This window comes from Noviherbaspirillum aerium, from assembly GCF_008929045.1.
GTDB lineage: Bacteria > Pseudomonadota > Gammaproteobacteria > Burkholderiales > Burkholderiaceae_D > Noviherbaspirillum > Noviherbaspirillum aerium.
The window spans coordinates 15681-28435 of the sequence record NZ_VFAH01000015.1 but is presented as its reverse complement, the minus strand read 5'-3'; the positions used below and the strand labels follow the sequence as shown (position 1 = coordinate 28435).

The 12755-nt window shown below is 59.9% G+C and carries 7 protein-coding genes; 4 read left to right on the top strand and 3 right to left on the bottom strand.

Going from position 1 to position 12755, the window contains the following annotated elements:
- Nucleotides 1-127: 127 nt before the first annotated feature.
- Nucleotides 128-1399: a DUF2325 domain-containing protein gene (locus FH061_RS19655; protein ID WP_151637539.1), complete on the bottom strand. Its 1272-nt coding sequence runs from the start codon at nt 1397-1399 to the stop codon at nt 128-130.
- A 267-nt stretch (nt 1400-1666) separates the two neighbouring features.
- On the opposite strand from FH061_RS19655, the gene FH061_RS19650 reads away from it, so the two are divergent.
- Nucleotides 1667-5218, top strand: a complete 3552-nt coding sequence (locus tag FH061_RS19650) for a response regulator (protein ID WP_192805150.1) — start codon at nt 1667-1669, stop codon at nt 5216-5218.
- A gap of 17 nt (nt 5219-5235) precedes the next feature.
- On the opposite strand, the gene FH061_RS19645 is transcribed toward FH061_RS19650, so the two are convergent.
- Both FH061_RS19645 and FH061_RS19640 read right to left on the bottom strand, forming a co-directional pair.
- Nucleotides 5236-6867 carry an MFS transporter gene (locus tag FH061_RS19645; RefSeq protein WP_151637537.1) on the bottom strand — a complete coding sequence of 544 codons (1632 nt, stop codon included), beginning with the start codon at nt 6865-6867 and terminating at the stop codon, nt 5236-5238.
- Nucleotides 6868-7072: 205 nt separating this feature from the next.
- Entirely contained in the window at nt 7073-7480 is a 408-nt protein-coding gene (locus FH061_RS19640) for a cupin domain-containing protein (protein ID WP_151637536.1), read from the bottom strand.
- Nucleotides 7481-7900: 420 nt separating this feature from the next.
- Between FH061_RS19640 and FH061_RS30575 the strand changes: the two genes are divergently transcribed.
- The 3 genes from FH061_RS30575 (at nt 7901) to FH061_RS19625 (ending at nt 12622) form a co-directional block, all read left to right on the top strand.
- On the top strand, nt 7901-8395 hold the full coding sequence (locus FH061_RS30575) for a hypothetical protein (protein WP_192805149.1): 495 nt from the start codon (nt 7901-7903) through the stop codon (nt 8393-8395).
- Between the two features lie 521 nt (nt 8396-8916).
- A complete protein-coding gene (locus tag FH061_RS19630; RefSeq protein WP_151637534.1) occupies nt 8917-11175 on the top strand; it encodes a PhoX family protein in 2259 nt (752 codons plus the stop codon).
- A gap of 328 nt (nt 11176-11503) precedes the next feature.
- Nucleotides 11504-12622: a glycerophosphodiester phosphodiesterase gene (locus tag FH061_RS19625; protein WP_151637533.1), complete on the top strand. Its 1119-nt coding sequence runs from the start codon at nt 11504-11506 to the stop codon at nt 12620-12622.
- Nucleotides 12623-12755 lie beyond the last annotated feature (133 nt).

Here is a 12755-nt window from a genome sequence, read left to right as displayed (position 1 = left end):
ACCGGCGGGGCCGGTGATTTCTTTTGGCGGGACGTTTGCCGCTAAAAGCTATCGGAACAAGGAAGGGGAGTCAACATTTTTGGAACAATGTTTTGCTATGCAAAACAGGTGGCTGTCCCAACTTGTGCTAGACGTCCGGGACGCCGGCTTCGTGCACCGGTGACGGCGATGCCGCCAGTGCTTCGATGCCCTTGGACAGGCTCGAAACACTCGGATTTTCAACGAACATGCAGCGCGTGCCGGTGCGCTTGCAATGTTCCTTTACCCGCCAGTAGGCATTGTGGCTGATGCAGCCGGTCTGGCATATCACGAGGTCGGCTGCGGCGAGGCTGTAGTCAAGCTGCTTGAGATTGTCCTGCCTGCCGCCGTCGTGATGGGCGAACTGGCCGCCGACATGTTCGATGAGGCGTCGATAGGCGGCAATGTTGCCGTCCCGCCCGCCGACGCACAGCACCGTCTTCCGGTCGAGAGAGGTGCACGCCTTGTTGACCGCCTGCAGGTCGGACACGCCGTTGTCGGTGGACACGGCTTGCTTCACCGCTTGCCGTTCGTTGGGCGACGGCGCAGGCGCGGCAATGCTCGGAGCGGCAGCCCGGAACAAGGCATTCTGGCGCTCCAGTATGGCGATTCTCTCCTGCAGGCGCGCATTCTGATCGCGAAGCTGCAGCCGAAGCGGCAATCCGGGAGCGGATTGCCTTATTTCATCAAGTTCAGCCTGCAGGCTGGCGATCGCCGTATCCTTGGCGATGCATTCGGCCCGGGTGCGCATCAGCGCCGTTTCAAGCCATTCCAGCTTTTCTGCCTTTTCTGCCTGGGCGCGCTTGGCCTTGTCCTGCACCCGCTGCAATTCTTCGCCCAGCCCGGCGTTTTCCTTCTTCAGCATGGCGAGACGGGTGCGCGTGTCGCGCATTTCCGCGCCCGCCTGGTGCTGCAGCATATGAATATCCCGGCACATCTGTTCCTCCAGCACCGGATTGCACTGCCCGTGGGTCAACCCGGCCCAGAAAGCACCGGCGACATCGCCGGACTGCAGCGCCTGCGACCAATGTTGCTCAAGCTCCACCGCCGACTTCAGATTGCGGAACTGCCGGATCATCACGGCATGACGCTGGTCGAGTTCCCGCTGCAGAGCGTTGGACACGGGGTTGCGGCTGCTGCAGGCGGAAACCGCTCCGGTATGGGCTTCATAATCATTGAGCATGCTGCGGCTATCCGTGAATTTGGCAAGCAGCTTGCGCAGCGCGCCCAGCGACAGGCACACGCCGATCACCGGGCAGTGGCAGTGGGAACACAGATCCCACAGGCGGCGGCGGGCAGAGCCGACCGCCTTGTCATGGCTTGACGCTGCAATGTTGGAATAGGGAGGGGTTAGAGGCGTAGGTGTCGAAGCATTGCACATAGACGGGCTCCATGCTGAACAATGGGCGCGACGGCGGTTGCGGCTGATCGCAAGGTAAATGAAAGTTAATTATAAATGAGAATTATTCTCATTTGTTCGCCGATGAGGCCAACCCGGCATTATTTTTTTATGGTGGCTCTATACGAGTAAAATACTTTTGCCGTGTGGCACTCAACCAGCCAAGCAAGCTCGGGAATGTCGATTGGCTGGCACCGTCAAAGCCATTCCAGTCACTGTTCGAGCCTTCCACAGTTTTCATTTTCCTTTATGAAACATAACCATTCCATCCTGCCGCAGGCTACCGGCAGCCTGCTTTGCCTGCTTGGCCTGCTGGTGCTGGGAGGATGGATGTCCGGAAACGTGAACATGACCAGGATCGTGCCGCAGAGCCCTTCCATGGCGATCAACACGGCCATCATGTTCCTGCTTTCCGGCAGCTGTCTGCTCTTGGCAAGGCGCACCGGGCTCCTGCTTTTGCTATACCGCGCATGCGCGCTTGGAATCGTCCTGCTGGCGGCCACCATCTTTAGTCAGTATGTATTCGGAACCCATCTCGGCATTGATTTGCCGGCCGTGCATGCCGCCCTCGGCGACGGACATGATGCCCCCGGCCGCACCGCGCCCAATGCCTGCATCGCCTTCATTCTGTCCGGGATTGCCTTCCTGCGTTACACCCTTGGTCACGCGACAGCCAGGAACTGGCGGCTTGAACGGGCATGCGCCGCATTGACGGCGCTGATCGGCCTGGCGGCGCTGCTGGGGTATCTGCTTAACCTCGATGCCATGTACCACTGGGCGTCCTATAACCGCATGGCCACCATGACAGCGGTTGGCATCGCTGTTCTCGGCATGGGACTATGGAGCCTTTGCCAAGACCGCAGCACGCTGCCGGCAGAAACACCGGAAGCACGGGCCAGGCGGATCACCACCCTGGCTGCAAGCTTGCTGACAGTCTTCGCCGCAGCCGCCGGCCTGGCCGGGTTTGCGATCCTTCGCCACGGTTTCGAGGAATCCTCCAGCGACAATCTCCTGGCCAGCGCCAAGACCACCGGGTTCAGCATCACATCCTCTCTGGACCATGTGACGCTGCTGTCCGGCGCCATCGCCAACCGGCCTTCCTTGCGGCAGGTGCTGCTTGCGCGGGAGCGATCTGCGCTGGCGATTCCCGATGCCGAAGCGCATGGAGCGCTTGCCAAAAGCTATGCAGATTTTGGCTTCAGTTCCCTGCGGGTCTTCGATGCGCGTGGCGAGCAGCTGTTTGCATCAGGGCCGAGCATGGGAAACAACTCGCCGATCGAAATACCGCTCGGTCCTGCGGGCAGCCTGCTCTGGGATGAGAGCCTGCTGCTCAGGCTCCGGCACGATGTGGTGCATGACGGCCGTCATATCGGTCAAGTCGTGACGGAACGCCATCTTCACGGTATTACCGCGCTGATCTTCGAGGCGCAGAACAGTGGCCAGACTACCGATGTCGTATTGTGCGGGCGCTCCGCAGACGCGCTGTCCTGCTTTCCCAGCCGGTTCGAGCGTGAGCCGGCGCATTACCGCGACGGCGCGGAAAACGAACGTGCCTTTCCCGCGATGCGCGCGCTGGACGGGCAAACCGGCGTGATCAGGGCAAAGCGTGGGCGCGGCGCCACCGTGCAGGCCGGCTATGCTCCGCTAAGCAAGCATGGGCTCGCGCTGGTCGTCAGAAAGGAAGTCGGCGAACTCTATGCGCCGCTGCGCGAGCGCCTCAACTGGCTGCTGGGGCTGCTCGCAATCTTCATCGCCGTCGGCACCTTCCTGATGCGCCGCTGGGTACAGCCGCTTGTTGAGCATATCTTGTCGGAGCAGCGCAGGATGAAAGCCATCCTCGACAACTCGAATGATGCGTTCATCGCCATCGGTTCCGACGGGCGCGTGTCGGACTGGAATCTACAGGCTGAAAAGCTGCTCGGCTGGAGCGCGGCGGAGGCCATCGGCAATGATCTGACCACGATGATCGTCCCGCCGGAGAAGCGCATGCTGCATGACAGCGGCATCCTGCACTTTGCGTCGTCAGGTACGGGACCAGTGGTCAATCGGCGTATCGAAATGCGCGTGCTCGACAGGCGGGGGCGGATGATACCGGTCGAAGTTTCGATCGCTCCATTCCAGAACCGTGGAGCTTTCGGCGCAAGTGCTTTCCTGCGCGACCAGAGCGAACAGAAAGAAGCGGAACGCAAGGCCACCGAACGCACTCAGGAATTGGAAGCGGCAAAGGCTGCTCTGGCGCAGTCCCAGAAACTGGAGGCGGTCGGCAAGCTGACCGGCGGTGTCGCCCATGATTTCAACAACGTGCTGCAAGTCATCAAGGGCAGCTTGCAGTTGCTTGATGGCCAACGCGAGCACGGCAGCAAGGCGGCGCGGCGTATCACGGTCGCAATGAGCGCGGTCGACCGAGGCGCAAAGCTTGCCGCCCAGCTGCTCGCATTCGCCAGGAAGCAGCCACTGCAGCCGAGGGCGGTACACCCTGGCCGCGTACTGCACGGGATGGAGGAACTGCTCCGGCGAGCGCTCGGCGAAGCGATCAACCTTCGCCTGCATGCCCCGGACGGATTGTGGAACATCATGGTCGATCCCCATCAGTTCGAAAACGTGATCCTCAATCTGGTCATCAACGCGCGCGACGCCATGAAGGGCAGCGGCACGCTGACGATCCATGCATCCAATGCCGCGCCTGACGAACAGCGCATCCTGCAGGAACACGAGCTGAACGCCGGGCAATATGTTGTTCTCGAGATCCGCGATACCGGGGAGGGAATGACTCCGGAAACCATGGAGCGCGCATTCGAACCCTTCTTCACGACCAAGCCCGAGGGAGAAGGCACTGGGCTTGGCCTGAGCATGGCCTATGGCTTCGTCAAGCAAAGCGGGGGACATATTGCCCTGCATAGCGAAGTCGGCGTCGGCACCGCCGTGAAGATCTATTTGCCCCGCTCATTCGAACAGGAGAGCGCGGCATCCCCTTCGTTCGACGTTGCCGTTGACGGAGGCACAGAAACCATTCTGGTCGTCGAGGACGATCCCGCGGTTCGGACCACTGTCGTCGACATGCTCGACTCCCTGGGTTATCGCGTGCTCACCGCCGGTGACGCGTCGGCGGCGCTGGAAGTTCTGCAGACGGAGAAGTCGATCGCGCTATTGTTCACCGATGTGGTGATGCCAGGAAAGCTGCGCAGCCCCGAACTCGCACGGCAGGCGCAATTGCTGAATCCTGCAATCAAGGTACTGTTCACATCAGGCTATACGCAGGATGCGATCGTCCATGGCGGGCGGCTCGATCCTGGCGTACAGCTGCTGAGCAAGCCCTACGGCCGTAATGAACTTGCGCGCAAGCTCCGGGAGTTGCTGCCGGCTGAAGCGGCCAGACCGGCTCCGGCCGATAGGGTAAGCATGCCGGCCGATGCTACGGACCTCCTTGATAGCGGCACGCCGTCGGCGCTTCGGATTGCATTGGTCGAAGACAATGAGGACTTCCGGATGATAGCCACCGAAATGCTGGAAATCCTTGGCCACCACGTCTCCAGTTTCGGCAGCGGCGAAGAGGCGCTTGCAGCACTTCATGACGGCAAGTTCAATGTTTTACTGACGGATGTGTCCTTGCCAGGCATGAGCGGTATCGAACTGGCGAAAGCAGCGCTGGCCATGCAGTCTTCCTTGCGCGTCGTATTCATCTCCGGACATGCAAACCTGCATCCCGAGGATATCGGCATGACTTGCGACGTTCTGGCAAAACCGTTCACCATGCAGCAACTCAGGCGTTCGCTGGATGCCATGGCGGCCGAGATTCGCTAGATTTCGAAGTGCTGAACTCAGCTGGCCTCAACGAGATAGCGGCGCACCACCGGGGCGGTATCGCCGGTATGGAACGCCAGCTTGCGTTCGCGCAGCGCCACATCCGATGCAGTGACACGGTCGAAGCGGCGCAGGTGTTCCGTCCATGATTCGTCGACGATCTGTTCGACGTAGCGCCCGGGATCGGAAATGTCATGCAACAGGTCCCACTTCAGGGCGCCCTGCCGCAGGCGGCTGCGCCGGCTTTCCAGCATCAGCGCGCGAAATTCCTGCTCATGCCGCGGATCGATGAGGTATTCGATAGTGACCACGACATGGTTGCGCTGCGGCGGCATGTCAAAGACGGGAGCCTTCAATTCGCGCGAGGGGGTCAGATCTTCTTCCATGCCGCGGTCCACGGCCAGGCGTTCGGCGGCGAGCATGGCGAGCGTCCCCGTTGCCGCCGCGATCGCAAGACTGATCTGGACGGTCTGCAATGTCGCAACCTGTCCCCACACCGCGGCGCCGGCGGCGCTCGCACCCATGATTGCCATCTGGTACATTGACATGCCGCGCGCCCGTACCCAGTCCGGCAATCCGAGCTGGGCGGACACGCTGAGGGAATTGGCCGTTGTGATCCATGCCGTGCCGGCGAAGAACATCGCGATGACGGCAACATAGACATTAGGCGCAAAGGCTACCGCGAGGGTGGCAACCGATTGCAGCAAGGTGCCGCGCACCACCAGCACGTCGCGTGACATCCGCCTGCGCATCCGGGGCAGGAACATGGCCGCGGTGATCGCGCCCGAGCCCATGGAAGCGAGCAGCAGGGTGAAGGTGCCGGCATCTCCGCCTTCAAGGCCGCGCGCCACCAGGGGAAGCAAGGCGAGCAGCGCGGTCGAATGAAAGAAGAACAAGGAGATGCGCAGCAATACCGCCTTCAGGCGCGTCGACTGGCGCACGAACTGCACCCCGACGCGCATCGCGCTCAGCAGCCGCTCCCGGCCCAGCGGATTCGGCGGACGTTCATAACGCCAGCGCATGATCACGAAGCCGCAGGCAAGCGAAAGGGCGGCGTTGAGGATGAACACGTAGGCGCTTCCCGCGCTTGCAATCAATGCGCCCGCAATCAATGGGCCGACGATGCGGGAGGCATTCATTGCCACGCCGTTGAGTGCCAGGGCGAGCGGCAATTCGGTTCGCGGCACCAGTTCGGGAACGATGGCGGCAAACACCGGCCAGCGCATCGCCAGGCCGACGCCGTTGGCGAACGTCAGCAGGAGCAGCAGCCAGGGAGTCATCTGCCCCGTCAGGACCATGACGGAAAGGAGCACGGAGACAGCAGCGACCCAGAACTGGGTGATGATGAAATAGCGCCGGCGGTCGAGAATGTCGGCAAATGCCCCGCTCGGCAGTCCCAGCAGGAAGACAGGCAGGGTCGAGGCTGTCTGCACCAGCGCCACCCAGATCGGCGCGGCTGTGAGCGAGGTCATCATCCATGCGGATGCCACATCATTCATCCACATGCAGATATTGGCGGTCAGCCACACGCTCCAGAGCATGCGGAATACCGGGCGCTTCAGCGGAAGGAAGGGCGAGAGGGAATCGGTTGCGGCGCTCGGCGGCGGGGCTTGTTCGGAAGATGGATCGGCGGGAGGCGGGGATTGCATGTGGGAATATTCGTGGCGGGACAGTTGTGCTCAGCCCAAGTATTCCATATTTCGCGAATCGGACATGTCCTTGCCTCAACCGGTCTCGATAAACAGGTATTTGCCGCACCGGCCGGCATCGCGATTGAAGGCAGGCCCCGCGCAAGATCCAGCATGCGGCATGCGGCCACTCAAGTGCGTCGCGGGCGGCGAACTTTGGAATGCATCATGCCGGCACGATACGATAGGGAATCACGCGGTCCTGTTCGGCGGGATCATTACGCGCAACGATGGCACGCGCGGGTTCGGTTGCGCTGAGATTGATCGCCTCATGCGGCACCGAGGGCGGTATAAAAAGAAAGTCTCCTGCTTCGCTGATCACGGAATGTTCAAGCCTGTCGCCGTAGCGGGTCTCGACCCGTCCCTCCAGCACATAAATTCCTGTCTCGTAGCCGTCATGCAGATGCGGTTCCGCCCGCGCGCCCGGCGGAATCGCCACCATGTGCATGGACAAGCCTCGAGCTCCAGCGGTGGCGCCTGAAATGCCGATGAAGTAGGGCAGGCGCTGGCGCGTCATGGTCTCCCGGTCGGGGCGCACGGCGACGACGTTCTGCTTGCTGTCGTGATGACTCATGAAGTGATCTCCTTTCCGGCATTCTTGTAGGACGGGTCAAAAATCCGTTGAAGCCAATGCGGCGAAAATCGTTCGACCTGGTATCGGTGCGGTTCCCGTTCGTATTGGACCAACAGATTTCCGACTCGCTCCACCAGGTCCGTAGTATTGGTCGAAAGTCTTGTCAGCTACGCTTGCATCGAGTGTCATTTTTCCGCCATGCCGCAGTCAAGACGAGCAGTTGAAAATCAGGAAATTGCCATAAAGCCAAGCTTGGTGCCAAGGGCCACTGCGTTCATCCTTTTGCCGATGCAGGCAAGTGTGAATTTCGCGACAAGTTCGCACAAAATTCTTTCCTCATGGAATTCAAATCGTCGCCTCTTCGATAAAATACCGCCATGCAGAAAGCTCCCGCAACGGGAAGTAAGCTGTCGAAGTCGTATGGGAATCAAAGAAGCCATGGCTATTACGAATATACATAACGCGGCCTCTTTTCAGGAGGAAGTTCTCGCTTCACTCAAGGAACTGGATCGCCTCAATCAACGCAAGACATCCACACTCGCAACGCTTGCCAGACATTTCTCCCAGCTAGTGAACGAAAAGTTGGTACCGGGCGCAATGGTCGACCTCAGGGATTTTCACGGGGGCGCCTACAAGGCCAAGGTCATCAACGGCATGCACGTGCAGAACACGCCGTTTTTCCGCATTGACCATGCACCTGTCATTACCGTCGATGACAGACCGCTCAATTCATCCTGGACCGTCATCGCGACGCCGCTGCGTCCGGCCGACATGAAACCCTACTTCAGCGCGGTCACTCTGCAGGGCTACGTCTTCCAGGGGCGCGCAGAGATCGATTTCAACGCGCCGGACAACGACAATATCCTTCATCATCTCGATGCCTGGGAACGCGCCCAGCGGTCCAGGGCATCCTGAGTCAACCCGCGTCAACCCGAGTCCAGCTCAATCATCCAAGTCAATTCGAACAGGGTAGGCCAGGATCGGCTTGGACTGGCTCGGCGAGGCCATCCGCAAAAGGTTTGCGCATGCCGGCATGCAGGATTCGGTTGCTTCGTCTCGCGCAAGCCTGGCAATTCAAGCGGGGTCGCCACGTCCGGCATGTGTCGGTCAGCCCTGTGTCCCGCATCGCCACGGTGAGGCACAATTTCATCCGCTAAAACCAGGCTGCCGGCGGTTTGTCCGCATTGGCGCGGAGCCGAAACGACGTGGCATGCGCCCAGCAAGCCGCTCGACGCACATGGGTGAATCCTTGACCTTGGGCTGCTCGATCGAAGCACCGGCAGCCTAGAGCTCCTAGGAATCATCAGAAATTTTTGTGCAGGCAAGTCGTTGAATCCTATTCATTTCATCGTTCTGAAATATGGACGTCATGGCGCTGTCATCTGACCCAACTATGATGCAGCGGTCTTTTCTCACTGACAATAGGACCCAAGCCAATGAATAAGCCAAACGACCTCGCACGCCTTCCTGTCGACCATGACGATATCAGCTCGAATGATTCTTCGAACGAGCATTTCAATACGGTATTGAATGCCCGTTTGAGCCGCCGGGCTCTGCTGCGCGGCGGCGCCGCTTCCGCTGCCGGCGCGCTTCTTGGCAGCATCGGCCTCAGTGCGTGCGGTGGTTCAAGCGATGGTTCCGTTGCCACGGCTCCCGTAACGCCGACAACTCCTGCGCCGACCGAGAAGCTGCTCGGCTTCCAGGCAGTTTCCAAGAGCCTTGCCGATGCGGTTGTCGTTCCCGCCGGCTATACCGCCACCGTCTTGTACGCTTTGGGCGACCCGCTGACAGCCGCCACGCCGGCATACAAGAACGACGGCACCGACACCGATTTCGAGAACCGCGCCGGTGACCATCACGATGGCATGGAATACTTCGCCCTCTCCGCCGACGGCAAGCCATCGGTATCGGCGAATGACCGCGGCCTCCTGGCAATCAACCACGAAGCCACCACCGACGAGAAACTGGCTTCTTTCTTCCTGCATGCCAACGGCGGCACCACCACGCTCCCGCGCCCTGCTGCGGAAGTCGACAAGGAGGTCGCCATTCACGGCCTGGCTGTGGTCGAAGTCCGCAAGAACGGCGCAAAATGGGAGTATGCGAAGGATTCCGCATTCAACCGTCGCGTCACGCCCCTGACCGATATCGAGATCAGCGGACCCGCGCGCGGCAATGCGCTGATGGTAACCAAGTATTCCCCCAACGGCACAAGGACGCGCGGCACGCTGAACAACTGCGGCACCGGCAAGACTCCCTGGAATACTTTCCTGACCGGCGAGGAAAACTGGTCCGGTTACTTCACGCGCAGCAGCACTGATGACACGGCCCGTGGCAATGACAAGAGCGTGGCATCGCTGAAGCGCTATGGCCGCAATCAGGGCGATGCCTCACGCCATGGCTGGGAAACCGCCGGCAACGAAGACAAGTATGCGCGCTGGAACATCAGCAAGACCGGCACTTCCGCCGATGGCAGCGACGACTATCGCAATGAAATGAACGGAATGGGCTACATCGTCGAGATGGACGCCTACGACAAGACCAGGCTGGCGAAAAAGCGCACTGCGCTGGGCCGCTATGCCCACGAAAGTGCGGCGTTCGGCAAACCTGTCGCGGGCCAGCCTTTGGCCGTCTACATGGGAGACGACTCGCGCAACGAGTATATCTACAAGTTCGTCTCCGCCGCCGCGTGGTCGGCAGCGGATGCGTCGGCGGCGGACCGCATCAGCGTGGGTGACAAGTACCTCGACACCGGCAAGCTGTACGTCGCGAAGTTCAATGCCGACGGCACAGGGCAGTGGATCGAACTGTCAATCTCCAACCCCGCCATCAGCGGATATGCAACATACAAGTTTGCCGACCAGGCCGATGTCGTTGTCAATGCGCGCCTTGCCGCCGATGCCGTGGGTGCCACCAAGATGGATCGTCCGGAATGGTGTTCCGTCAATCCGGCGAACGGCGAGATTTATTTTGCCCTGACCAACAACAGCAACCGCCGCGTGGAGCCCTCGGGTTCCAGCCAGGCCGCTCCCGATGCAGCCAATCCGCGTGTCTATACGGACATGAAGGGCAGCACTGCGCAGCAGGGCAATCCCAACGGCCATATCCTGAGGATCAAGGAAGGCGCCGCCGGTTCGGCCGCGACCTCCTTCCAGTGGGACGTTTATCTGTTCGGCGCCGAAGCGAAGGCTGCCGCGGGCAACGTCAATCTGTCCTCGCTGACTGAAGACCAGGACTTTTCCAGCCCGGACGGGATTGCATTCAGCCAGGCTACCGGCATCTGCTGGTTCCAGACGGATGACGGTGCTTACACCGATGTCACCAACTGCATGATGGTGGCGGGCATTCCAGGACAGGTCGGTGACGGCAAGAAGGTGACGCTGACTTATCCCCGAGCCAATGGCACCAACCTGACCGTGGATACGTATGTTGGCAAGGCGGCGACCGCGGACACGCTCAAGCGCTTCCTGGTCGGCCCAGTGGCTTGCGAAATCACGGGTCTGGCGGAGACGCCGGACGGCAAGGCATTGTTTGTCAATATCCAGCATCCGGGTGAGAACACCGCCTCGGCCAATATCGCAGATCCGGCGAAGTACACAAGCCAATGGCCTTCCAATGCCGGTTATGGCTCGGGAAAGCGCCCTCGTTCAGCAACGATAGTCATCACCAAGAATGACGGCGGACGCATCGGCACCTGATATTCGGGATGCATAGCTGTTAGCAGTTAAATCGGTTGAGTTGGGTTAAATCGGGCAGAGGCGAGCCCGATCCGACTCAACTCGATTCATACCAATTCAACATCACAACCTGATCTGCCTGAACCGACGCCACAGGCTTCGGAACGCTCACTGCTACGCTGCGCTGGCAACACAATTATTCCGAATCCCGCTCCTGCCATACCGGTCGATCAACAAGCAGATTCAATCCCGCTCGTATGCGTTATCTCAAGCATTGATCTGCATGAAATGCTCCTGTCATCTGTCGCACGAATAATCTGCTCGTTATCATTAACGCCAGGAAGACGACATGAAACATGCATGGAATGCGGCATTGATCACGGGTGTACTTACCTTGATCCCTTTGTCAGCCCAGAGCGCCGATATCGGCGTAAAGCAGGCGCATCTTCCCGATAAGCTGGTCGTCGGCCATCGCGGTGCGAGCGCATTGCGCCCGGAGCATACGCTGGCTGCCTATGAGAAGGCAATCGATGACGGTGCCGACCTGATCGAGCCTGATCTCGTCAGCACGAAGGATGGCGTCCTGGTGGCGCGTCATGAAAACGAGATTTCCGGTACGACCGATGTCTCCGTCAAGCCCGAGTTTGCGATTCGCAAGACCACCAAGACAATCGACAACATCCCTATTACGGGATGGTTTACTGAAGACTTTACGCTGGCGGAGCTGAAAACCCTGCGCGCGAAGGAACGCATTCCCGCAAACCGTCCGGGGAACACCGCCTATGACGGCCTGTACGAAATTCCGACACTGCAGGAGGTCATCGATCTGGCGCAACGCAAGTCGAAGGAAAAAGGCCGCACCATCGGCATCTATGCTGAAACAAAGCATCCCAGCTATTTTCAATCCATCGGCTTGCCGATGGAACGACGCCTTGTCGACAGCCTGCACGCCAATGGTTACCGCGGCAAGAAAGCCGCCGTCTTTATTCAATCCTTCGAAGTGGCTAACCTGAAGGAGATTCGCCAGATGACGGACCTGCCCATCGTGCAGCTTCTGTCCGCCAGGGGAAAACCGGAAGACTTCCGCCTAGCCGGCGACAACCGGACTTATGCCGATATTGCTAGTGTGTCGGGGCTGCATGAAGTGGCGACATATGCGGACGGCATCGGACCCGAGAAAAACATGGTCATTCCACGCGATGCCAGCAACAGGCTGGGCACGCCGACAGACCTTGTAAAGAACGCCCATGCCGCCAGGCTGCTCGTTCACCCCTATACCTTCCGCCCTGAAAATCCGTTCCTGCCCGTTGAGCTTCGCCTGGGCGATCCGGCCTCGCCGTCGCAGCGCGGCAATCTGGCAGCGGAGCTGGAAGCTTTTCTCAAGAGCGGCATTGACGGCTTCTTCACCGATGATCCAGCCATTGGCAGAGCGGCGCTAGACGCTTTCCCGAAGGGAAGAGGAAAATAAAACCAGGAATTGGCCGTCTGGTCCCTTGGCCAGTTGGCTTCTCAAGGGACGTTCCCAGACCGCCGCAAAGCCGTCATTGCGGCGGATGAACTTCTGGAGAAGGATCGTAAATTGAAGTTCATTAGAAAACGTG

What these genes read in the sequence shown, in the direction of transcription:
- FH061_RS19655 (WP_151637539.1), bottom strand. Translation starts at nt 1,399, where the DNA reads ATGTGCAATGCTTCGACACCTACGCCTCTAACCCCTCCCTATTCCAAC.
- FH061_RS19650 (WP_192805150.1), top strand. Translation starts at nt 1,667, where the DNA reads ATGAAACATAACCATTCCATCCTGCCGCAGGCTACCGGCAGCCTGCTT.
- FH061_RS19645 (WP_151637537.1), bottom strand. Translation starts at nt 6,867, where the DNA reads ATGCAATCCCCGCCTCCCGCCGATCCATCTTCCGAACAAGCCCCGCCG.
- FH061_RS19640 (WP_151637536.1), bottom strand. Translation starts at nt 7,480, where the DNA reads ATGAGTCATCACGACAGCAAGCAGAACGTCGTCGCCGTGCGCCCCGAC.
- FH061_RS30575 (WP_192805149.1), top strand. Translation starts at nt 7,901, where the DNA reads ATGGGAATCAAAGAAGCCATGGCTATTACGAATATACATAACGCGGCC.
- FH061_RS19630 (WP_151637534.1), top strand. Translation starts at nt 8,917, where the DNA reads ATGAATAAGCCAAACGACCTCGCACGCCTTCCTGTCGACCATGACGAT.
- FH061_RS19625 (WP_151637533.1), top strand. Translation starts at nt 11,504, where the DNA reads ATGAAACATGCATGGAATGCGGCATTGATCACGGGTGTACTTACCTTG.